This window comes from Planktothrix rubescens CCAP 1459/22 (assembly GCA_904830895.1).
In the GTDB taxonomy this organism is placed as follows: Bacteria; Cyanobacteriota; Cyanobacteriia; order Cyanobacteriales; family Microcoleaceae; genus Planktothrix; species Planktothrix agardhii.
This window is the reverse complement of sequence record LR882958.1, coordinates 5,239,043-5,260,611: the sequence shown is the minus strand read 5'-3', so window position 1 is coordinate 5,260,611 and position 21,569 is coordinate 5,239,043. Positions and strand designations below refer to the sequence as shown.

Annotated in this window: 22 protein-coding genes; 13 read left to right on the top strand and 9 right to left on the bottom strand. The window is 40.5% G+C overall.

The window, feature by feature from the left end; all coding sequences use genetic code 11:
* Positions 1-8: 8 nt before the first annotated feature.
* On the top strand, positions 9-416 hold the full coding sequence (locus NMG86_RS23855; protein WP_036832903.1) for a hypothetical protein: 408 nt from the start codon (positions 9-11) through the stop codon (positions 414-416).
* Positions 417-787: 371 nt separating this feature from the next.
* Here the strand turns inward: NMG86_RS23855 and NMG86_RS23850 are convergent, their stop codons facing one another.
* The 3 genes from NMG86_RS23850 to NMG86_RS23840 form a co-directional block, all read right to left on the bottom strand.
* Positions 788-1,765, bottom strand: a complete 978-nt coding sequence (locus NMG86_RS23850) for a pentapeptide repeat-containing protein (protein ID WP_043938974.1) — start codon at positions 1,763-1,765, stop codon at positions 788-790.
* Positions 1,766-1,874: 109 nt separating this feature from the next.
* The gene (gene murQ, locus NMG86_RS23845; protein ID WP_026796650.1) at positions 1,875-2,792 is read right to left on the bottom strand and encodes an N-acetylmuramic acid 6-phosphate etherase; all 918 of its coding nucleotides are present in this window, start codon (positions 2,790-2,792) and stop codon (positions 1,875-1,877) included.
* A 38-nt stretch (positions 2,793-2,830) separates the two neighbouring features.
* The gene (locus NMG86_RS23840) at positions 2,831-3,205 is read right to left on the bottom strand and encodes a DUF3110 domain-containing protein (RefSeq protein ID WP_026787994.1); all 375 of its coding nucleotides are present in this window, start codon (positions 3,203-3,205) and stop codon (positions 2,831-2,833) included.
* Positions 3,206-3,350: 145 nt separating this feature from the next.
* Here NMG86_RS23840 and NMG86_RS23835 point away from each other — a divergent pair, with 145 nt between their 5' ends.
* Together NMG86_RS23835 and NMG86_RS23830 are read left to right on the top strand one after the other, a co-directional pair.
* Positions 3,351-4,478 (top strand): class I SAM-dependent methyltransferase, encoded by a 1,128-nt coding sequence (locus NMG86_RS23835; RefSeq protein WP_026796649.1) that lies wholly within the window; start codon positions 3,351-3,353, stop codon positions 4,476-4,478.
* 229 nt (positions 4,479-4,707) lie between these two features.
* Positions 4,708-5,499 (top strand): calcium-binding protein, encoded by a 792-nt coding sequence (locus NMG86_RS23830; protein ID WP_141296331.1) that lies wholly within the window; start codon positions 4,708-4,710, stop codon positions 5,497-5,499.
* Between the two features lie 118 nt (positions 5,500-5,617).
* Here NMG86_RS23830 and NMG86_RS23825 read toward each other — a convergent pair whose 3' ends face one another.
* The 4 genes from NMG86_RS23825 to NMG86_RS23810 form a co-directional block, all read right to left on the bottom strand.
* Positions 5,618-6,541 (bottom strand): Rpn family recombination-promoting nuclease/putative transposase, encoded by a 924-nt coding sequence (locus tag NMG86_RS23825; protein ID WP_026787992.1) that lies wholly within the window; start codon positions 6,539-6,541, stop codon positions 5,618-5,620.
* 194 nt (positions 6,542-6,735) lie between these two features.
* The gene (locus NMG86_RS23820; protein ID WP_026796648.1) at positions 6,736-8,205 is read right to left on the bottom strand and encodes a bifunctional metallophosphatase/5'-nucleotidase; all 1,470 of its coding nucleotides are present in this window, start codon (positions 8,203-8,205) and stop codon (positions 6,736-6,738) included.
* Positions 8,206-8,470: 265 nt separating this feature from the next.
* Entirely contained in the window at positions 8,471-9,049 is a 579-nt protein-coding gene (locus NMG86_RS23815; RefSeq protein ID WP_026796647.1) for a hypothetical protein, read from the bottom strand.
* Positions 9,050-9,062: 13 nt separating this feature from the next.
* A complete protein-coding gene (locus tag NMG86_RS23810; RefSeq protein WP_043938975.1) occupies positions 9,063-10,436 on the bottom strand; it encodes a tetratricopeptide repeat protein in 1,374 nt (457 codons plus the stop codon).
* Between the two features lie 87 nt (positions 10,437-10,523).
* Between NMG86_RS23810 and rimM the strand changes: the two genes are divergently transcribed.
* The gene (gene rimM / locus NMG86_RS23805; RefSeq protein ID WP_026787990.1) at positions 10,524-11,141 is read left to right on the top strand and encodes a ribosome maturation factor RimM; all 618 of its coding nucleotides are present in this window, start codon (positions 10,524-10,526) and stop codon (positions 11,139-11,141) included.
* A gap of 61 nt (positions 11,142-11,202) precedes the next feature.
* On the top strand, positions 11,203-11,472 hold the full coding sequence (locus NMG86_RS23800; protein WP_026787989.1) for a hypothetical protein: 270 nt from the start codon (positions 11,203-11,205) through the stop codon (positions 11,470-11,472).
* Positions 11,473-11,651: 179 nt separating this feature from the next.
* Here NMG86_RS23800 and cruG read toward each other — a convergent pair whose 3' ends face one another.
* Together cruG and cruF are read right to left on the bottom strand one after the other, a co-directional pair.
* Positions 11,652-12,881, bottom strand: coding sequence for a 2'-O-glycosyltransferase CruG (gene cruG / locus NMG86_RS23795; protein ID WP_087882122.1), 1,230 nt, complete (start codon positions 12,879-12,881; stop codon positions 11,652-11,654).
* 117 nt (positions 12,882-12,998) lie between these two features.
* The gene (gene cruF / locus NMG86_RS23790) at positions 12,999-13,919 is read right to left on the bottom strand and encodes a gamma-carotene 1'-hydroxylase CruF (protein WP_026796646.1); all 921 of its coding nucleotides are present in this window, start codon (positions 13,917-13,919) and stop codon (positions 12,999-13,001) included.
* A gap of 272 nt (positions 13,920-14,191) precedes the next feature.
* On the opposite strand from cruF, the gene NMG86_RS23785 reads away from it, so the two are divergent.
* From NMG86_RS23785 to NMG86_RS23750, 8 genes are all read left to right on the top strand, one after another.
* Complete coding sequence (locus tag NMG86_RS23785; RefSeq protein ID WP_026796645.1) at positions 14,192-15,361, top strand: hypothetical protein; 1,170 nt, start codon at positions 14,192-14,194, stop codon at positions 15,359-15,361.
* A gap of 45 nt (positions 15,362-15,406) precedes the next feature.
* A complete protein-coding gene (locus NMG86_RS23780; RefSeq protein ID WP_026796644.1) occupies positions 15,407-16,618 on the top strand; it encodes a GNAT family N-acetyltransferase in 1,212 nt (403 codons plus the stop codon).
* 342 nt (positions 16,619-16,960) lie between these two features.
* A complete protein-coding gene (locus NMG86_RS23775; RefSeq protein WP_141292963.1) occupies positions 16,961-17,122 on the top strand; it encodes a ribbon-helix-helix protein, CopG family in 162 nt (53 codons plus the stop codon).
* A gap of 33 nt (positions 17,123-17,155) precedes the next feature.
* Positions 17,156-17,596 (top strand): Holliday junction resolvase RuvX, encoded by a 441-nt coding sequence (gene ruvX / locus NMG86_RS23770; RefSeq protein ID WP_026787984.1) that lies wholly within the window; start codon positions 17,156-17,158, stop codon positions 17,594-17,596.
* A gap of 126 nt (positions 17,597-17,722) precedes the next feature.
* Complete coding sequence (locus NMG86_RS23765) at positions 17,723-18,319, top strand: DUF3727 domain-containing protein (protein WP_026787983.1); 597 nt, start codon at positions 17,723-17,725, stop codon at positions 18,317-18,319.
* Between the two features lie 150 nt (positions 18,320-18,469).
* Positions 18,470-19,516 carry an endolytic transglycosylase MltG gene (gene mltG, locus NMG86_RS23760; RefSeq protein WP_026796643.1) on the top strand — a complete coding sequence of 349 codons (1,047 nt, stop codon included), beginning with the start codon at positions 18,470-18,472 and terminating at the stop codon, positions 19,514-19,516.
* Between the two features lie 14 nt (positions 19,517-19,530).
* The gene (locus NMG86_RS23755; RefSeq protein WP_498600559.1) at positions 19,531-20,784 is read left to right on the top strand and encodes a hypothetical protein; all 1,254 of its coding nucleotides are present in this window, start codon (positions 19,531-19,533) and stop codon (positions 20,782-20,784) included.
* Positions 20,785-20,863: 79 nt separating this feature from the next.
* Positions 20,864-21,376 carry a YqeG family HAD IIIA-type phosphatase gene (locus NMG86_RS23750; RefSeq protein ID WP_026796642.1) on the top strand — a complete coding sequence of 171 codons (513 nt, stop codon included), beginning with the start codon at positions 20,864-20,866 and terminating at the stop codon, positions 21,374-21,376.
* Positions 21,377-21,569: the final 193 nt, after the last annotated feature.

Sequence of the window (21,569 nt, the reverse complement as noted above, 5' to 3'; positions counted from 1 at the left end):
GGATTAACATGAATAAGAGTAAACATTCTGACATAGAGATAGAAATTTTGCTTTTAGGAAAATGGCGTTTTGGTACATCTTCGGAAAAGATCATGATTGAATTTAAAGATGATATGACTTATCGACAAACCAGGGTTCAAATGCTGTTTTTTTCTAAACCAAAAGAACTGATAACGGGCAATACATTTACTGGAATATGGTATGTCAGTAGAAAAAAATTACATTTAGATGTTAGAACGATGCCAAAATCATTTTTTAATTTAGAGATACCACTAGGGTTAAAGATTTCTTTGGCCGATATAGTTGCTACTTCATTTTCTATATTTATGCCAGAAAGTTATGAAGTATTTAGAATTAATCGGTCTCAATTTCTGATCAAGGATAAAGAGGAATTAATTGTGGGAACCAAAATATAGCAAAACGTCCTTTTAAATAGGCTTCAGATAAAATATTACGACAACAGCAACCAGACTAACAATTAATGATAAAAGGCAGACCAACTTAATGGTTTTAGGATTCTTGGGATTTCCTCTCAAAAAAACAGGATATTTGATCAAACTCTCCGCCCCACCTCGGAACAAAATCCAATAGCTAAAGGTTTCCATCAAAAAATCTCCTTAATTTATAGCAGGGAACACCGGAACACCGGAACAGCCCCCCCAAACCCCTCGTGCACGGCAGGGCTAGGGGGGGAGGGAACAGGGGGGAAAATACTTCACCGTCTGGGTTCTAAGATCCGTTTGGTGTCCTAACTGCCTTGGCGGTTGCTATAACTGAATTAATCAACTTAATCAGAAGTAAAAATACCCAAACTATTACCTAAATTATCATCAAATATAGCACCCTGAATAATGAGCTCATCTTTGATTTGTTCCGAAATACCTAAGTTATGTTTAAAATAAGCTTGTTTAGCCCTAACTCCCATCATTGTTGTCAGACTTAAATTAGCAATACTTAAATTAGAAAAACTCAAATTAGCTAGAGTCAAATTAGCTTGAAATAAGTTGGCTTTTGTTAAGTTAGCTCGACTTAAATTACTTCCAATTAGGTCAGTTTTGGTCAGGTTGGCTCGACTTAAATTTGCTCCCATTAAATTAGCTTGATTTAAGTTAGCTTCAGTCAAATTAGTTTGAGCCAAATTTGCTTGACTTAGGTTAGCTTCACTCAAGTTGGCATGGCTTAAATTAGCCTGACTTAGATTTGCTCCCATCAGATAAGCTTGACTCAAGTTAATTCCACTTAAATCAACTCCTTGTAAATTGGCTTTACTCAAATAGACTTGATTCAGGTTGGCGAATGCCAGATTTGTATTCCCTAAATAAGCCCCACTGAGATAGGCTTTACTCAAGTTGGCTCCACTTAAATTGGTTTGACTCAGATAGGCTTCAGTCAAGTCAGCTTCTTTGAGGTTGGCTGCGTTGAAATTAGTCCCAATTAAGTTAGAATTACTCAGGTTGGCTCCCGTCAAATCAGCATTATCGAGGTTTGCCCCCATTAAATTAACACCCGTCAAATTAGCTTGACTTAAATTAGCTTGACTTAAATTAGCTTCCGTTAGGTTAGCCCGACTAAGATTCGCTTGACTTAGGTTAACTTCTCTTAAATCGGCTTTAGTTAAATCAATCCCTTGTAAATCAATCCCAATTAAATCCTGGTTGGCATCAATACCAACAAGTTTAGCTAATTCCAATAAATTACAACTCTTCGCTTGAATCAGGGTTTTAATCTGGCTTTTTATTTGTTCTTTTAACTCTTGATTATTCATGGTTAAAACTCCATTTTAAGCAGGTTTAAAAAGATGCTGATCAGATCAGGAAAAATCAATCTGGACATCTTTAACTACTGTTTTGAAGCAGGAGAAACCCATCTTAATCCTATGGCAAATTCCAACTCAATACCGCCTGTCTTAATTGTCCTTGATGCTGATTTAATAAGTCTTGACCGGATACCGCATCTAGTCCCGTCCACTGCATCAATAGAGCTAACTTAACAGATTTTCCACTTTTTTCTAATAAAATTTCCGCCGCTGCTCGATCAATTTCGGTCAAATCCATTAATATTCTTAAAGAACGATCCTGTAATTTTTTATTAGTCACCGCCACATCAATCATCCGATTCCCATAGACCTTCCCCAACTTCACCATAACGCTAGTCGAGAGAATATTTAACGCCATTTTAGTCACAGTTCCGGCCTTTAATCTTGTCGAACCCGCTAAGATTTCTGGCCCGACTAACAGACGAATATCCACATCCGCCTCAAATTCTACCTGATCCACCGGAACACAAGCAATAAATACGGTTTTGGCCCCCCGTTGACGAGCCGCTTGTAACGCCCCCTGGACAAAGGGAGTCGTCCCTCCGGCCGTAATTCCCACCACAACATCTAAATGGGTAATTTGACGCAGGGCCACCACCCCAGCCCCATCTTCGGCTCGATCTTCCAAGTCTTCCGAACTGCGAACTAAAGCCCCCGCACCCCCGGCAATAATGCCCTGAACCAGTTCTGGATGGGTACAGAAGGTGGGAGGACATTCGGCCGCATCCAGAACCCCTAAACGGCCACTGGTGCCCGCCCCAACGTAAAATAGACGCCCCCCCTGACGCAGTGCCGCCGTGGTTAGGTCAATGGCCGCGGCCAAGGATTCACGGGAACGGGCAATGGCCAACAAAGTTTGGACATCTTCCCGATTGAACAAATCCACCAACTCCAAGGAACTCATCTGGTCTAAGTTCTGACTACTGGCGTTGATTTGTTCGGTTAATAAATGTCCCCGGGACTCCCACTGTTCCATATTTCACTCAACCTGCGATCTGTACTATTTAGACCCAACTATAATAAACCTTCTAGCCGTTTACGAATATCATCAAGTTCCGGTGAGACAAAATCAGACTCTTTCTCTGGGGGTTGGTCTTCCTCGATTTGCCAATCCGTTTGATCAACGTTATTTTCGGGAGGAATAGCTAACTCTCCAGACCCCACCAGTTCCCAGTCATAGTCAACCGAAACGCAAAATTCTTCGATTTCCTCTTTATCAATCGCCTCAACCGTAGCCGTGGGGAAATCCTGGGCTTCCAGAAGTATGCCAAAACGGGTGGCATCATCCTCGTCTTCAAATATTAACACCTTATTGCGATCGCCCATTTGAATCGTATGAATTCCTTCATTTTCTGTTCCGGCGTTGAACAGTAGTACATAAACTCGCATAGCTTTGGATGAAGTTGTGATCACTATTGCTTTACCATTTTACTGCCAAAGGGGGAAATTTTTGACAAGGGGATCAGATTGTTTCGATTCCCAGTCTTAGGTAAGATGAACTAGATCGGAAAACTTATATTTTTTAAAACAATCAATGCAGCTTGTTAATTTATCTTCTCAATCCTTAGCTCTAAAACAGTTTATTCAAGATCAAACTCGATTTCCTGATACCTTTAATGCTGCAATTTGTGATCAGGATGAAATGTATTTATTTGCCTTGGCAAATCACGGCACACCCGATCGCGCTTGTATTCGTTATTATTTTAATGGACATCGAATTTTAGATACCGTCAGACAGGTTTTACAGTGGCATTTTGGAGAATTAGATCGGATTTCGTCCTTCTTGGATTTTGCCAGTGGTTATGGTCGTTTTACCCGATTTTTAGTTCAGGATATTCCTCCAAAAAATGTTTGGATTTCCGATATTTATGCCCAGGCGGTACAGTTTCAAATCGAACAATTCGGCGTACAGGGAATTATTTCTACCACCTATCCCCAGGACTATCCGATCCAACAATCCTTTGATGGTATTTTAGCCTGTTCGTTTTTTAGTCATCTTCCTGAATCCACCTTTTTAACTTGGTTACAAAAACTCTATTCTTTATTATCTCCCCAAGGAATATTAATGTTTAGTGTCCATGACCGGGAATTATTACCCCCACATTTTAATATTTCTACCTCAGATATTTTATTTATTCCCAATAGTGAAAGTCGCAGTTTAGATGTGAATGAATATGGCACCAGTTATGTCGGTGAAAGTTTCGTAGCCCAGAGTTTAAAAACCATTAGTCAAGGGGAAGCAGTTTATTCCCGAATTCCCCAAGGAATTTGTGGCTATCAAGATTTATATTTAGTCACTCGCACACCCCAAAATCCCCTATCTTCCCTAAAATTTAGTCACCATCCCCAGGGAAAAATAGAAAGGTGTGAATTAACCATTGAGGGAAATCTTTTATTAACCGGAAGACTATCAGAAATTAATCCCAACGGTCAATTAGACTCTATTCTGGTTTCAATTAATGGTAAGTTAATTCAAAACGGTTTATTTGCTTTTAAACCTACTGATTCCGATACTCAATCTTCTTGGTCTTATCAACTTCCCCTAGGGGAAATTTCACCGCAAGATATTATCTTAATTAAAGCGATCAACAATCAAGAATTAGAATGGGTTTTTGAAACAACAACCCTAGAAAATTTAATTCAGTCCTATACTATACCATAATTAAATCCCTCGATCCTATCAGCCCTTACCCCTTTAAACTCCCTATCCCAAATATTGTCAAAAACAATCCTGATTTTGTATACTAATCGGAGTCTATTGATTCAGAGGAGCAGAGCAAAAAAACAACACAACCATTTATAGAGAAGTTTATAAGGTATAAAAAATAGTGAATTGAGTGTAAAATGTTTTTTTTATTCACACCATCGCTTGTTGTTTACCCCGAAGTACAATGTCAAACTTTCCATTTGTATCTGTCCCAGTTTCCAGAGAAACGATCCCTGCGACCCCAGCCGTAATTGTCTTTAATGATGAAGTGGATACCCTCATCGGCGGTGAGGGTGCAGACTCTTTCTTTTTACGACGTAATGGAGATCAAATCGCACCCTTAACCCCGGCTGCATCGCTGATTGGGACAAAAAATGATGATATTTTAGAAGGAACTAATGTTCGTGATGTCATCCCGGCTCGAGATGGAAACGACACTATTATTGGTTTCCAGGGGGATGATTTTCTTGAAGGACAAAATGGAAATGATATTCTATTTTCCGGTCAAGGGAATGATTTACTCATAGGCAGTGAAGGAATTGATACTCTATTTGGTGATATCGGAATTGATACGGTTTATGGGGGGCCAGACCCCGATATCGTATTTGGGAATAACGACGAGGATACACTGTTTGGTGATGGTGGGGATGATAGCATTTATGGCGGTCAGGGTAATGATAGTTTAATTGGTGGGACGGGAAACGATTTGCTCTTAGGCGACCGGGGCAATGATACCCTGTTAGGTATTTCCAATGATAATTTAGGTTATACCCTGGTTACGGATTTTAATGGGGATGAAGATAAGTTACTGTTAGGTGGTACTCCCGATTTATATACTATTGGTAATTTGCCCTCCAATGTACCCGCAGGAGTGGCAATTTTCAAACTGAATGGTGATGGGTCACAACAGTTATTAGCAGTTGTTCAAGGCAATATTTCATCAACATTAGACAGTAACCAATATGTGTTTATTTAATTAACTCAGAATCAAAAGGGACTGGCTCACGGCTCACGACGCGGCTATTCCCTATTCCCTATTCCCTCCCCCCCTAGCCCCCGTGCACGGGGGGTTTGGGGGGGCTATAACAGTTTCTTTATCTAACTTTTGACAGCCAAACTAACAAATCTTCTACCGTTTTAAAGTCTAAAACCGCTTCTGCTAAATTCTCTAATTGGTCAGAGTTTAACTGTCGGATACTTGCCTGAGTTTGTGATGATATTTCACCCAATAATCGAGAAATTTGACGTAGAATTAATGATGATTTACCTTCAATAATTCCTTGCTTAATTCCTAGGATTCTGCCATCTTCTATGCCTTTAAGAATAGACCCTTTTTGGTCTTCAAAAAACATTTCTCGTTTTTCTAGTTTTTCTAATTCATCTAGGGTTAAGTTGGCTCGATTTGCCAGTTCAAAAGCCGTTTGAATTTCGACAACCGATGATAATTCCTCTGGAATTTGTTCCATTTGAGAAACGTTTTTAATAAAATAAGCCCAGCTTTGAGACAGATTTTCCAGTTGTTCTAATTCTTGATTGAATTTAGGCAATTCTATAAAAACTAACTCGATTTCTCGTTCAGGATACTCGAACTTGTTTTCTAGTTCTTGGAAGACAAAATGGGAGAGAAATTTATCGTTATTTTTAAATAACACAAAATCCGTAATTGTTAATGCAATTATGGGATTTAACTTAGAATATCCCTCTCTGGGTTTGAGTTGAGTGGCGTAGCTTTTAGCCGCATTATAAATAACTCGCTTGGTAAAAGCAGGAACATTAATCACCTGCATTTCAACAATTACCGTTTTATTTCCAGTGATTTTAGCTTTAACATCCAAATAACTATCTTTTAATCCCGTAACAGTTCCAGCCGCATAAGGGTCAATAATTTCTAAGTCTTCAATAGTCGGTTGTCCGTCATAGATCATAGCATTAAGGAAGCTGATCAAGACATTTTTGCTCTGGGGAGAAGCAAAGACTTTTTTGAACCCAAAATCGGTTTTAACACTAATAAAACGCATAGGTAGATATTTTCGCTTGGGAAGAAGATTTCATCTGGGTAGAGAGTTTTTAATGAGATGCGATCGCCTACATACTCCCTGGGGTTTTGATCTGATTGTTCCTCAAAACCCCATAAAAGAGCGATCCGACAGGCGACGACTAGGCGATCGCACTCTATCAAACTCACGTTCCAAATCTGATTCGGAAATATGACCTATGGGTAGACTAATCTTCCTTCAACTTCGTTATCTAAAAGTTGATGAGAACTTAGATATTCTTCCAGAACTTGTTGAGCAGATGTGGTCACCACCTTGGGAGTCCCTAATTCTTCAGGTGTCATATTGAGACTGACCACTGAATTTTTATAATGATATTCCTGGAGACAAAGGGTATATTGTGCATCGTCTTGTACAGGGTTTCCATTAATGCTTAAAGACTCTAGTTTTTTCTCAGCATTATTATAAATTGCCTGAATGCCTTTGTTAACCTGGAAACAATTTCCTTCACCCGGAATTCTGTTCTCTGGTCTCATAAAGTAGCTAAAGATTTTTTTCATCTGTAGCCCAGTAATTTTCACTTTATAAAGGGGCCCATCGTAAGGATAAGTTTTTTTCAAATCGCCTAAAGTAACTAAAGGCCCTAATTTTGACCCCCGGATCGAACCACTTCCGATCAAAACAACATCAATCAAATCGGTTTGGGCTAAAACATCGGTGATTAAGTTACCCAATGCAGTTTCGACTTCACGACAAGGATGAATCAGTTCACGTGATAATCGACAAATAATTCGGTTATATTTGCGATCAACTTCTTCTTTATAAGTTGCAATAAAGTTTTCCAAAACCATATCCGGCTCTGCAACCGTGCTATTGATAGGAACCAGTTCCCATTTCCATTCCACAATGCTGTTGGTATCATCATCGACTACAATATCAAACCGTCCAATTTGATCTGACCCAACCGCTGCTTGTGCGATCAAAATGTTGTTAACTTGCGCTGGTTGTTCTAAAAGGGTATGGGAGTGTCCGCCAATGATCATATCTACACCCCATGCCGGATCTAGCATTGCCGCTAGTTTTTTATCTTCTTCAAAACCAATGTGGGTCAAGAGAATTGTGAGGTCAATATCTTCATTTTTGTAGGTATTGCAAATTTTACCAACTTCGGCTGCGGCATCTTCCAAACCCACAAATGTACTAATACTGGTATCTAGTTTTAAAGCTTTTAAAACTTCTTCCGTTACGATGCCAATGAACATGATATCAAATCCATCTATATTCAGGATTAGATAGGGGTTCATCAATCGTTTGCCATACTTTTTAATATACAAGTTAGCATTAACGATTGGAAAATTTGCCATCTTTTCCAAAAACAATAAATGCGGGAATCCATAATCCAATTCATGATTACCCAGCGTCACTACATTTGGAGCTAGATAGTTCATAATTTCTATCGTTGAAAGTCCCTTAAATTCCGTATCAATCATCGATCCTTGGAGCATATCTCCAGAAATCGTATAAAGCACATTTTTCTCTTCTTGACGGACTTTATTGATATATCCAGAAAGCAAGGATAATCCCCCGATTAGATTACCTTCTCCACTTTTCGCTTCTGCGAGAAAGTCTCCGTGCATATCATTTGAATGTAAAATTGTAAATTTTTTGAAACGTTCTGTGGTCATCATTAGTTTTTTCCTTCGTTGGCTAGATATGTTTTTCTGCTATATGTGCAGAATATAGGAAATTGTATCATGCTTAACACTAGCTACGGACTTCTTTATAATTAATTTACTTTTACTAAGTAGTTGCACAAAATAAATTACCTAGTTGAGAGAGGGAACAGCCCCCCCAAACCCCCCGTGCACGGGGGGCTTGGGGGGGGGAGGGAACAGGGTAGAGGATGTGTAATTAATTTTGTTTAGGTACTTAAGACCTTTGAAACATAGAAATTTAACTTTTGGATGCTGTCACCCGTCGATTTCTGAGTCTGTGTTTATCATCTTCTACCGTATATTCTTCCAAATCATCATCTTGAGTTGAAAGAGAGTCTAGCCTTGCTTGTATTCCTTGAATCGCTTCTTCGGTGACTTGAAAAGAATCTTGGAGATCATAAACAATATCCTGGGCTTCGCCAATTCTAGCATAAAATTCAGGAATAAAATCATCTTTTAAAGTCTCTAAATGTTGAGAGAATTTCCGGCTATCTCGCGTAATTTTAAAAAACAAAATTAAAATACTTAACACACTAGCACTGGGAACCAAAACAGCGACTAAAATCCAAGTTGATAATAAAGGGTGAACCCTCCTGAAACTCTGAGAAATTTCAGTTTGAACTAAATCTCTAATTACCATGCGATCCAGCCTGGTAGCATCTACGCCATTGCTGCTAGTATAGGATATTGCCAAGAAATTGTCAGAATCCTGACTAATTAAATCTTGATATTTAGAAGATTTATAATCAAATAAATCTGGATAAAAAATACTAAAACAAGCAGAAAAACCAACCAAAATTAATTCAATTATATTCATTTAATTTCAATAATTAGGAATCAAAATTTAACTTTTTAAAGTTTTTATCCTCTCGAATCGGGTCAAAATCCGTTTCCCGTTTAACCAACTTTTTACAGGCTTCGGGATTCAACCGTATTGCCCGTTTTAAATTTTCCAAGGCTAACTCTACTTGCCCTTGAACCGCATAACATCGGGCTTTATTATACCAAATTCGGTAAAAATCAGGACGAATTTTTGCAGCTTGATTATATGATGAAATCGCATCATCATACTTTTGCAGTTTAGCTAAAGCAAAGCCCTGATTATTCCAGGCATCCATATAATTAGACTTTAAATCAATAGCCCGTTGGTAGGATAAAATCGCAGCTTCATAATGATTGAGTTTTCCTAAAGCCACTCCTCGATTATTCCAAGCATCGGCATAATTATATCGCAATTGAATCGCACTTTCATAGGAAACAATCGCCTCATGATACCGTTGTAACCGGGTCAGTGCTACCCCTCGATTATTCCAAACTTCTGCCAAATCCGGTTTAAATTTTAACCCCTCATCATAACTTTGAACTGCCGATTCTAAATCCCCCTCTAAAAATAATTTATCTCCCTGTTTGGCTAAACTAATCGCTTGTCTAAGTTGTTCTTCCGGTTCAACTTCTGCGGCTGGAGTTTCTGTTTCCGTTGTCTCGGAAGATTTTTCTTCAACTTCAACCGCAGACAGAGTTTGATTTTTGTCGTTTTCAGTGGTAATAGGTAATATAATCGGGACTAAGACTGCCTGATCCAGATTTACCGGGATTGTTGTTTCATCGGTTACAGATTGATCATGGGTTTCGGGTAATAATTCCCCAATCTCTGAACCCGATTTATTGTTTTCTGGCTGTTCCACCCAAACCGCTTCAATCACAGGTAAAGGAGTTTGAGTCGTTAGAGTTTGTAAGGTTTCATGGGCTAAATCATTTTTATTTTGCAATTGATATAAAATTTGTCTAGCTTCGGTGAGTACCCGTTCCATTTCCGTCAGGGTATCGGTTTTAAGACTTTCAATTTCCTGCTCTGCGGATGCCGTTTGTTGGGCTAATTTTTTCAGTAAAAACCAAACTCCACAAGCTGCGATCGTATTCAACAGCAATAACAATAGTAAAATTAAACTTAATAATGCCAGATAGCGACGGAAGGTATTATCAACCTGATTTTCCACTTGATTTTTAATCTCCTGTTCTTGGACAGAAGATTCTGATAAAGTGGGATTCTGAGCCCAGGAATTTGTGGATAAGGTGGTAAAAAACAGTAAAATAGTAGCGGTAGCAATCGAGCTCCGTTGATCAAATAGCTTAGGTGTGAGCTTCCCAAATGTCCCAAATCGACAAAAGGCGAAGGTGAGCGCAAATTTGTTTTTGTTTTTCATATCATCCAAGCGTGAATTGAGGAAATCCAAATTGGAGATCCCCAGGATCAAATTATTGAAGAACAGCAAGAATTAAAAAATATTATCATGTCTGAGTGGATCGAGATCGGGACTATTGTTGCGGCTCACGGGTTAACAGGAGAAGTACGGGTTTATCCCAATTCGGATTTTCCTGAACGATTTATTGAACCTGGAAAGCGCTGGTTATTACATCCCGGACAAACTGAACCTGAACCCGTGGAATTTTTGGGCGGCTATTTAATGCCCAGTAAAGGCATTTATGTGGTGGAAATTGAAGGAATTGAAGATCGGAATCAGGCGGAAGCGTTACAGGGCTGTCCCTTGTTGATTACTGATCAAGATCGTCCCTATTTAGAGGAAGGCGAATTTTATGTTTTAGATTTAATTGGGTTGGAAGTCTTCGACCAAAGAAAAGCGGAAGTGATTGGAAAAGTCATAGATGTGATTTCAGCCGGGAATGATTTACTCGAAGTCGAGTTGAATTCCCCAACTTCCACCCAAGATACTCTCGTTTCTGAACCCATTCCAGAGGGAATTCATCGTAAATCTAAAAAGAAACGTAAACCTAAACCCCTACCTACGGTTTTAATTCCCTTTGTTAAAGAGATTGTTCCCATTGTGGATTTAGAACAAAAACGGATTGAAATTACCCCGCCCCCTGGGTTAATTGAGGAAACCGTGTGAACTAAACCTTTTCTTAACAGGCTGTATGATAGACTCTAATCTTGCTGTCTGAGATCTTGCCATGACTGACTTAATTAATGATTCACTAGAAAACCTACCGCGCGAGGTTAGGGTGAACCAACTTCGCAATTTGATCGAGACCCTGCATATTGCTGATGAAATTGCTACCAAGGGCTACTTAATCAGTAGTTCTGAACTGGCCGATCTCATGGATATTAATGCCAGTGCTGTCACCAGTCGAGGGGATAACTGGGCATGGCGCAATTGGGAAGTATCCAGAGTGCGGCGAGAAGGTAATCAAATTCTCTGGCAATTAGAACGAGTTAACTAGCAGTTTGCTGACCGTTGATTGTTTATTATCGAGCACTGATTTAGTAAAGTTCTCCCTCATAACGGGGGAGAATTTTATCCTATCCAGCATTTGAGCAGCTATCAATTTTTGATCTGCTTAAATAGATGGAATCCCCGTGCATTCACGCCGGGGCGGATGTCAACATCAATTGTTGGGTTTTAATTCTTTTCGTAGGTTCTCCCTCGCCATTGAATTTGGGTCTGAGTTGCTGATATCCATAATCTTAATACGGCGATCGGATCAGCCAGGGGAGATAACCAAAATACCCAAGGCATTTTAGCTTGACTCAAATCATAAGATAACGAAATTGCGGCGGTTAATATTATTCTTAGAAACACTAAAAAACCGTTTAATCCTAATAGCGTTGAACTCAAAAAACCGGGTAAGGATAGACTAGAGGAAAAGATTAGATTAATTAGTAATAATGGTAAGGGTAACGCCTGAACCGCTAATAATAGAAATAAATCTCCCCACAATTGAGTTTTAGAACAAGCATCCTTGAGATCGAGCGATCGCCCCCAACCCTCCCAAGTATCTTTTAATCCATCATACATTCTAACAGTTAACACATTTGCGCCATCTAAAAACCCCACTTTAAAACCCTGTTGAGCGATATTTCTAGCTAAGGTGACATCATCACAAAAGGAATTTTTAGCACTAGAATATCCCCCAACTTTTTCTAATACCGAACGCCGACATAAAAAACATTGACCATTCGCCATAACCCGTTCGGGTTTTTGTGGCGATAAATCCGGCGATCCAAACCGATAAACTAAAGTCATTAATAGGGCAGGTTGTAACCACAATTCCCCCGGATATTTGAGAATAAATTTACAGGATAATGATAATAAATCATATTGATTTGCGATCGCAGTTTTCACCACACTCGCCACTAAACCCGGTTGTGGTATAGTATCCGCATCAACGCCTAAAATCCATTCACTTTTTTCAGAACTATTTAAAAAACCCGTATTTAAAGCCCAAGGACGACCTACCCATTCTGGAGGTAAAGGATCATCTAAAATTAGTCTAAATCTCGGATCAGATTTAGCGAATTGTTTAACAATATCCTGGGTTCCATCTTGGGAATGACTATCAACAATTAAGATTTCTCGGACTTCATAACTTTGCCGTGTTAGCCCTTCTAAACAGGGCGTTACCCTGGCGGCTTCGTTCAATGTAGGAACCACAATACTCACCGTTCCAAAGAGTTCTAAAGTCGGGTTTTGGGGCTGTAGAGGGGGAACCCGAATCGCTCCTTTTAATAACCGAGACAATAAAATAATTGTAGCGGGAATTTGCAAGAATAATATCACCCCAAAAAATAATATAACCCAGGAATTAGTCTGTAAAAAATCAGGAATTGTTAATAAAATTAGATTCAACATTAAAATTAGTATAAAAGGGAATAGGAAACACAAAGGTACAAAGACACAAAGCAGGATAATTAAATATATTCCCATAAAAAAGAATGGGCAAAGCCCATCCTCTTTAAATCTTAATGCTTACTTTGCAACCACTTCAACGGCTGAGGGAGTAGTAATATTATCACTAGATAATAAACTTTCCATAGTATCTAAAGAGGGTTTAGCATTCCACCAGAAAATGATCGCTGGAACTACTCCAAATAGAATACTTAAAGCCACGGGAAATAGGAAGCGGGTATCTAATTCGACAACGGTAATCGCCGCTCCAAAGAAGAAATTAGTGATATAAACAATTAGGGGTAAAGTTAATTGGGAGCGAGATAAAGCAATCGGAGTTTTGCGCCATAAAAACGCCCCAACGCTCATAAAAATAAAGCCCGTTCCCATCCATCCAGCTAAATTACGATAGGGCATTCCAAAAAATTCACCAACTTCTTGAAATTGCCAAAAAGGAAAAGTAGCTTGACTCATGGCTGGGTCTAATACTAAGTCCCAAGCTGTTAGTAATATAGCCCCTAATGCCAAGGCTGAAAGTTGACGTACCCAACTATCTCCCATTTTTAATTTTAAACCTGCCCGGGCTAACAAATAGCAAGTTAAGCCCATATAGAACCAAGATAAGGGAATGGTGAAGGGAACCAGTCCGGCGATTTTATAACCTAAACCACTCAAATATTGATAATGACCAAAGGGAAATCCGGTGCTAGTTCCTAAAAGTTCACTGGATAGGGATAAGAATAGGGATGGAATCATAAAGGCTAAGGTTGTTCCTAACCCTAAAGTCCTATAGCCATATAATGCCAGGGTCGCCGCCCCAAACACAATATAGGCTACGCCTCCGGTCGCCATACTCCAGACGAAAATATTCATCCCCATCGGAGGTAAATTAGCGACCAGTTCAGGGTTAGGGAGAATAAACAATAACCCCGCTAATCCAAATAGGGTTGACACAACGTGAGCCGTGAGGCAAAATCTTTCCGCAATTGACTCGTGCTTCATGGGACTCCTTGAAAAAGTATTAAGATACGTCAAGCGTTTTGGGTGAATTTTACAAATCTTTAAATAAGGATATACCCTTTTGTGCTAGATTAGGTGTACTCTCCCCCTGATATCCCTGTGGGATAAGTCTTATTAATACTTTGGTTCACCTATAGGTTGTTTTTGTAATTTAACTTAAAAATTTTAGAATAGACGGGCTTGCGGTAGGATGGGAGTGCAAATCGGATATTGGTTTGCATCAACTACGCACATTTAAAAGGGGAAGTGGTGTAATGGCAGGAGGTTTGAGCCTGGTAACAACAGTTGCATTGGTTTTACTGGGTTTAGGAACATTGGGGCTAGAAATTCAATATCGTCTGCGTCCGGGGAATCAACTCGAACTGACGCGGGGAGAATGGAATCTGGATTTATCCGACAACCGCCATTATGTCTTGCGGGGAGAAATGGAATTCCAGAATCTGACCTCAAATCTGGAGATCATGATACCGGAAGTCAGTGCCCAATTAACCCTTTTGTCTAAAGCGAGTTTAGACGGGATTAACCATACAATTAAAGTCATTCCCGCCCATATTGATGCAGGTGCTAGGGAAGATAACTATTGGTTTGGCTATATTGTTAAAGCCCAAAAAACCACCCGAATTAAAGTTTTAATTGAAATCGAAGGACAAGATCTAAAAGCCTTACAATCAGCCTGGGTAAAGGTTAAGTACATGACCTACGGGCCACAGGGACGTATCCCCAAAGTTCGCCACCTTGTCCTACCTCTACAATATCCCGATCCGGCAGTTATCCCCAATAAACGAGTTGTAGAAGGGGTTGCCGAAGTTTATCCGATTCGTACCCATTTATTAACCCATATTGATGATCCCGTCGAGGTGATTAAAAGGTATGTGCTTCCCCATGCTCAAGCCGGGGATATTGTCACCTTGGGAGAAACCCCGGTCGCTTTAATGCAGGGGCGATTTTACCATCCTAGCCAAATCAAGCCGGGATGGGTAGCCCAACGGGTTTGTTATTTCTTCATGCCTACTTCCAGTTTAGCCACAGCCTGCGGAATGCAAACCTTAGTCAATCAGGTCGGATCAGTCCGGGTATTATTTGCTATTGTGGTGGGAACTATAGCCAAACTTCTAGGGAAACCAGGGGTATTCTATCAATTAGCGGGTGAGCAGGCCCGATTGATTGATGATGTCACCGGAACTTTACCACCTTATGATCAATTTATTGTCTTAGGGCCAGATGATCCTCAAAACGTGGTTAACACCCTACAAAAAGAAACGGGGTTAGGAGCGGCAATTGTAGACGTAAACGATTTAAAAGCGGTTAAAATATTAGCGGCAACCTCCGGTCTTTCCACGGCTTTGATCGAGCAAGCTTTAAGGGGTAATCCCGCCGGAAATGCCGATGAGCAAACCCCACTGGTGCTAATTCGCCCTTTATAGATAACCAAGATAAGCGAACGGTGATTCTTTACCCGACTTCATCCAATGAATTTATTTCTTTCCCAAAATCAAAACCAGTTTAATATTCGCCCGTTTCAATACCGGGACTTAGAGGCGGTTGAAAAGCTATATGACCAAGCTGATGATACGGTGTTAGCCCAGGAGTTAGAATACCTGCGTCGGTGGTATGGGTTGCTAAAATTTTTAAGTTGGTTTCCTAACCCCTGTCAAAATTTATTTAATGCCTATATTGCTGAACAGTTCGGGCAAGTTTTAGGGATGATTAAAGTGTCTCCTTTCAACACCACCCGCAGCACTTGGCGAATTGATCGAATATTTGTAGATCGATTAAATAATCACAGTAGTATCGGTTCACAACTATTACGTTATTGTTTTGAAACCCTTTGGGAAGCACGAACCTGGCTATTAGAAGTTAATGTAAATGATAGCAGTTTGATGGCTCTTTATCGGCAAAATGGATTTCAACCCTTAGCTCAAATGACCTATTGGGTAGTGGAACCGGAATTGCTACAAACCTTGGCGAATTCTCAACCCGATTTACCCAACCTTTTACCCGTCAGTAATGCGGATGCTCAACTACTGTATCAACTAGATACGGTTTCCATGCCTCCGTTGTTGCGACAAGTATTTGACCGTCATATTTTAGATTTTAAAACCAGTTTTGTTCAGGCTGTTGTAGATGCAATCAAACAATGGTTTAGTCACAGTGAACAGGTCAGTGGTTATGTGTTTGAACCCCAACGCAAAGCGGCAATTGGTTATTTTCAAGTGCAGTTATCCCGTGATGGTCGCCAACCCCATGTTGCTGAGTTAACCGTCCATCCGGCCTATACCTGGCTTTACCCCGAATTGCTATCCCAGATGGCCCATTTAGCCCAGGAATTTGGCCCCCAGTCCCTAAAATTAGCATCGGCTGACTATCAACCCGAAAGAGAAGCCTATTTAGAAAAAATTGGGGCCGCACGGGTGGAACATACCTTATTAATGTCCCGTTCCGTTTGGCATAAATTACGGGAATCTAAATCTTCCCTGGAAGGGTTGCAATTATCCGATGTCCTACCTAGTTGGCAACCCGCCCATAAACCCGTACCCACGCATATCTCTTGGTTGGGGCCAACGGTAAAACAGCCTTCTCCCGTGCAAAAATCTACGGTGGAGGGGATCTCGGAAACACCGGAATTAGACCCGAAAAACTCAACCCAAAAGTCCTTAGATTTACCGTCTGATCCTGTTTGACACTCCCACGGGTGAACCGCGTGGGATTCTCCTGTCTAGCCCCGATTGCTCGGTATTCATGGAGTTGCCCCCTACTGTTTCCAGAATTGCTTCACAGCAATATTAGAGGAGAGTACGAGACTCTGAGGAATGCCAAGTACCTCGTCCCAATTGACGGCACACGACTATTACAGTCTTTGGCTCTGCCAAGATTTTTCGGAGCTTTCTGTAGTCAACAGGGATAATCACAGTGGTTGCCTTTTTCTCGCCATTGACAACTTGTTTTTAAGGAGGTCAGAACATCTGACCAGATAAGCGAGGAACATCCTTGCTATACTCTGATAATAGAGTCTTAAATAGAGTATGTCAAGGGAAAAGAAAATTCAGTTTAATGTTAACGAGAAAGAATATGAACGTCTCAAAAGTCATGCTGAATCAGAAGGATTATCAATGGCTGAAGTTCTTAGGGATTACATTAAAACCCTCACACCCCCTAAAGGGGGTCGCACTACATCCCACGACTGAAGTGCGTGGGCTTTGTGCGAGGTTGTTGTAATTATGGGAAAATCCCTGTTTATTTCCGCCTTGGGATTAGATATTGGTCGCAAACGCATTGGCGTCGCCGGTTGTGATGGTACGGGCTTAATTGCCACCGGACTCACTACAATTCTGCGGCGTTCTTTTACCCATGATATCGCTCAATTTCAAGACCTGGTAGAGCAGAGACAAGTACAGTTATTAGTGGCAGGTTTACCCTATCATCTCGACGGTTCCTTGGGTTCTCAGGCTAAATATACCCAAAACTATGCTCAAAGGTTAGCCCATGGCTTGAATTTACCCCTGGAATATGTAGATGAACGTCTGACATCCTATCAAGCCGAACAATTAATGATTGCGGACAATATTTCTCCCTCTCGCAATAAAAGCATGATTGACCGCAAAGCCGCCGCCTTGATTTTGCAACAATGGTTAGACCAGAGGAGACAAGGGAATGGGTAATGGGTAATGGGTAATGGGTAATGGGTAATGAACTGATGACTGATGACTGATGACTGATGACTGATGACTGATGACTGACACTTGTTACCAGTAACGTTTAATATGGTTAAAAATAGTACGATATAAATGATGTTCCCACCTAAATTTTCTGAAGGAAATGGACGTTCTGAGGAAGAACAAGTGACCGTGACCCTGACGGATGAACAGGGGCGATCGCTGGTTTGCGTCTTACAATCCTCAATTGAGTTAGAAGGTCAAGATTATGGATTACTGCTACCTGTGGACTCACCAATCGAAATTCTAACTTGGAATGACGATGAGGATGATGATGAATCCGCAGTTCCGGTGGAATCAGAAGCAGAAATTGACAGTATTTTTAAAACGGCTAAAGCGGTTTTAGCAGAACACAATTTGGATCTAAAGCGAACAGGAATTACCCTAACCGCAGCCGGAGAATTACCGGATTTTCCCGATGATGGAGACTCGAATCTGGATCTCGATTCTGCTGAACCCGATGAACAAGAATATGAGGAACTGCTCTGGTTAGCCAGTTTCTACCATGAGGAACAGGAATATGGTATTTATACCCCAGCCGATCCATTTTTTATTCTGGCTAAAGCCAATGAAGAAGGAGAATATAAACAACTATCCCCCGAAGAATTTAAAAGGTTAGAACCTCTTTTACCCCTAATTGAAGATCAACTTTTTGATGCTTTAGATTAAAGGATTTAGATCTGTTTCTACTTTTTTGTGAGCAGATCTTTTCTAATAATTTAATTCACATAACTTCAGTTTTTATTAAAATTTTAATTATGGAGAATTAGCTTGGGAATTGCAAACACAAAACAGAAAAAACCTCAAGATAAACAAACTATGAAACGGTTTTCTAAGGGATTTTTTTACCTTCTGATTCTGCCGATTATTTGGGGATTCTTAGGATGGCAAGGTTGGGCTTGGTGGAGTTGGGCCAGTGCCGCGCCCCAGGGTCAGGGAAACAGCGTCAAAATCCTGATTCCAGCCGGAACTTCCAGTCAGCAAATTGGTGAAGATTTGAAGGCGGCGGGATTAATTCGTTCTGATTTGGCTTGGAGACTATGGGCGCGGTGGTTAATCTTCCAAAACCCCCAAGGAGATTTTAAAGCGGGAAGCTATTCCCTAGCTCCTACCCAGTCCCTGAGTCAAGTGGCGTCTACCATTTGGAATGGGGAGGTAATGACTCTGAGTTTCACCATTCCTGAAGGTTGGTCAATTCAACAGATGGCCGAATATTTTGAGCAACAGGGATTTTTCTCGGCGGAGGAATTTATCGCGGCTAGTCGTCAAATTCCCTATCAGGATTATCCTTGGCTTCCGCAGAATTTACCCTTATTAGAAGGCTTTTTATTTCCCGACACCTATCAAGTCGAAGCAACGGAAGTTACTCCCCGGGCGGTTGTCCGTCAGATGTTAAATCGATTCCAAGAACAGGCTTTACCCATTTATCAACAAGCTCAATCTCAAAAGAATTTGAGTTTAAATCAATGGGTTACCTTAGCGAGTATTGTGGAAAAAGAAGCGGTTGTTCATGAAGAAAGAAATCGAATTTCTGGGGTATTTCATAACCGTTTACAACAAGGAATTCAACTAGGATCTGATCCAACAGTAGAATATGCTTTGGGGATTCGTCAAACTGTTGAGCAACCCCTAACCTTTAAACAAGTGGAAACGCCATCTCCCTACAATACTTATATTAATGTGGGATTACCTCCAACGGCGATCGCCAGTCCGGGTTTAGCCAGTTTAAAAGCAACTTTAACTCCTGAAAAAACGGATTATTTGTATTTTATGGCGCGATACGACGGAACCCATATTTTTAGCCGGACGGAAGCGGAACATCAAGCGGCGATTGCTGAAGTTGAACGCAATCTTTCTTCTAAATAGAAAATAATTGCTTTTTGAACCTGTATCTACATCTACAACCAGAGAACGTGCGCTTTAGTGATTATTTTTATAGTCTAAAACCCAGTTTTTTATCGAAAACAAAAGCTGTGTATTTAGCCATTTTGTTCGGACTATCTAATCTTTCCTTGACGGCCCCAAATTCTTCAATTTCGTTACCATCTTCGGAGCATTCAGCTATTGATTCTCATGCGGCAATTTCCCCATCTTCTCTAATCCCTTGGGGTTGGGATTCTGGGTTGAAAATTCGCCGAGTGGCTGGCTATTATCCCCAAAGTCCTGTTTATTTTGAGAGTTGTCCTGATGGAATTGGGGGAAAATGTTATGGGTCAATTCCGAATCGTTCTGGGTTTTATACCCTAGCCTATGGATCTTTTAGTTACAAGGATAAAGTAGGGCCAACCGGAAAATTAAGTTGTATTCCCAATGAAGCTGAAAACCCCAACGCCCCGAATAATCGAGTTTTAATGGAATCTCACCCTTCTGAACCTGTTGGAACTCCCCCGGTCAAGGGTCGCTGTCCTTACTTTTTTTACTGGAAAAACAACGGTGTGGGAGAAAGTCCCTCAGCTTATTTGATTAATGACAGTTCCAGCTTGCCACAAATTCCCTTTGGTTATGGTAGTTTCTATATTGGACTACAAGAAAACCTGAAAACCTATCCAGGGACTTATGGCGGGTTAGATCACCGAAATCGAGTCATGACACCCTTGTATGAATGGGTGCAGGGTGTCCGTTTAAAACTTCGGGCTAAGGTGTGTTTTGCGGATAAAAATGAAGATTTATACCGGAAAATTAGGGTGCATACGGATATGACTTTTTATAGTTTAAAAAGCCGTCAAGGGTTTGGAGTTTCTGTTAATTTAATGGATTATGTAATTAATCAGGGCAAAATATCCACCTTACCTGAGTTATTTCGTGAACCTGAAGTGGCTGAATATTCTTTGTCTCAAATTCATGTTAATGGCAAGTCATGGAATGTTACCCCCAAGGATTTAAAGTTTACTGTTGATAAATCATCGGATTGTAATTTACCTTTAAAAGATTTACCTTTTCAGGATGTTTATATTCCCTTTAAAGCTATTTTTGAACGGTTAATTGCTGAAGGTAAAATTGAGCGTCGTTTGACTGAAGATGCTATTCTTTCAAGTACAATTGTGGTGGGATTAGAACAGTGGGGAAGAAATCGCTCGGAAGTGGAAATTTCTGATCGCAGTATTTTGATTTCTTTGCCCCCTATTGCTTGGTGATCCAACGATTTATGGAAAAAATTTCTCTATATTGCCCCCTTTTCCGCTAAGATAAAAAGGCTAAAATCTTACGGTTATTATGTCTTGGGGGAAACTCTTACAGCCTGATTTAGTTCTTGGGGATTGCGTTTTACATTTGACACCGGAGTTATTACAACGGCATCAGATTAAAGGAATGGTACTGGATGTGGATGAAACCTTAGTTCCGATTACAGAAAAATCGGTTTCTGAGGATCTCAAAGGTTGGATCGACACCTTAAAACCTGATTTGAGTCTATGGTTAGTGAGTAACAATATTAGTCAAACTCGGATTGGCAATATTGCTGAAACCTTGAACTTGCCATATATTAGCGGCGCGGGTAAACCCTCCCGTCGGAAACTCAAGCGGGCTGTTGAAGCGATGAATTTGCCCATAGAACAAGTAGCGATGGTGGGCGATCGCTTATTTACCGATGTATTGGCGGGGAACCGTTTGGGAATGTTTACAATTTTGGTGGAACCCATGGTTGATCCAGAAATCATGCCATCGGCTAATTCTGTGCGTAATTTTGAGGTATTGATCTCTAAACTGTTAGGGGGATCTCTGCACTGATTGGTAGAAAAAACTGCTATATGTACCAGCAAGATCTATAGGGCTACGCACTAGGGAACAAGGGAACACCGGAACAGTAAGCAGTGAATGAGTTTGCTGGATTTAGAAGTACCCTAAGTGTAATGCGTAGCGCCATATATGTGCAGCAGTTGAGCTAGTCCAATTTGTTCCTTGAGTGTTAGGATGGATGGAC

Bases quoted from the DNA above. Each gene is read 5' to 3' on its own strand.
- NMG86_RS23855 (WP_036832903.1), top strand. From the start codon at position 9: ATGAATAAGAGTAAACATTCTGACATAGAGATAGAAATTTTGCTTTTA.
- NMG86_RS23850 (WP_043938974.1), bottom strand. From the start codon at position 1,765: ATGAATAATCAAGAGTTAAAAGAACAAATAAAAAGCCAGATTAAAACC.
- murQ (WP_026796650.1), bottom strand. From the start codon at position 2,792: ATGGAACAGTGGGAGTCCCGGGGACATTTATTAACCGAACAAATCAAC.
- NMG86_RS23840 (WP_026787994.1), bottom strand. From the start codon at position 3,205: ATGCGAGTTTATGTACTACTGTTCAACGCCGGAACAGAAAATGAAGGA.
- NMG86_RS23835 (WP_026796649.1), top strand. From the start codon at position 3,351: ATGCAGCTTGTTAATTTATCTTCTCAATCCTTAGCTCTAAAACAGTTT.
- NMG86_RS23830 (WP_141296331.1), top strand. From the start codon at position 4,708: ATGTCAAACTTTCCATTTGTATCTGTCCCAGTTTCCAGAGAAACGATC.
- NMG86_RS23825 (WP_026787992.1), bottom strand. From the start codon at position 6,541: ATGCGTTTTATTAGTGTTAAAACCGATTTTGGGTTCAAAAAAGTCTTT.
- NMG86_RS23820 (WP_026796648.1), bottom strand. From the start codon at position 8,205: ATGATGACCACAGAACGTTTCAAAAAATTTACAATTTTACATTCAAAT.
- NMG86_RS23815 (WP_026796647.1), bottom strand. From the start codon at position 9,049: ATGAATATAATTGAATTAATTTTGGTTGGTTTTTCTGCTTGTTTTAGT.
- NMG86_RS23810 (WP_043938975.1), bottom strand. From the start codon at position 10,436: ATGAAAAACAAAAACAAATTTGCGCTCACCTTCGCCTTTTGTCGATTT.
- rimM (WP_026787990.1), top strand. From the start codon at position 10,524: ATGTCTGAGTGGATCGAGATCGGGACTATTGTTGCGGCTCACGGGTTA.
- NMG86_RS23800 (WP_026787989.1), top strand. From the start codon at position 11,203: ATGACTGACTTAATTAATGATTCACTAGAAAACCTACCGCGCGAGGTT.
- cruG (WP_087882122.1), bottom strand. From the start codon at position 12,881: ATGTTGAATCTAATTTTATTAACAATTCCTGATTTTTTACAGACTAAT.
- cruF (WP_026796646.1), bottom strand. From the start codon at position 13,919: ATGAAGCACGAGTCAATTGCGGAAAGATTTTGCCTCACGGCTCACGTT.
- NMG86_RS23785 (WP_026796645.1), top strand. From the start codon at position 14,192: ATGGCAGGAGGTTTGAGCCTGGTAACAACAGTTGCATTGGTTTTACTG.
- NMG86_RS23780 (WP_026796644.1), top strand. From the start codon at position 15,407: ATGAATTTATTTCTTTCCCAAAATCAAAACCAGTTTAATATTCGCCCG.
- NMG86_RS23775 (WP_141292963.1), top strand. From the start codon at position 16,961: ATGTCAAGGGAAAAGAAAATTCAGTTTAATGTTAACGAGAAAGAATAT.
- ruvX (WP_026787984.1), top strand. From the start codon at position 17,156: ATGGGAAAATCCCTGTTTATTTCCGCCTTGGGATTAGATATTGGTCGC.
- NMG86_RS23765 (WP_026787983.1), top strand. From the start codon at position 17,723: ATGATGTTCCCACCTAAATTTTCTGAAGGAAATGGACGTTCTGAGGAA.
- mltG (WP_026796643.1), top strand. From the start codon at position 18,470: ATGAAACGGTTTTCTAAGGGATTTTTTTACCTTCTGATTCTGCCGATT.
- NMG86_RS23750 (WP_026796642.1), top strand. From the start codon at position 20,864: ATGTCTTGGGGGAAACTCTTACAGCCTGATTTAGTTCTTGGGGATTGC.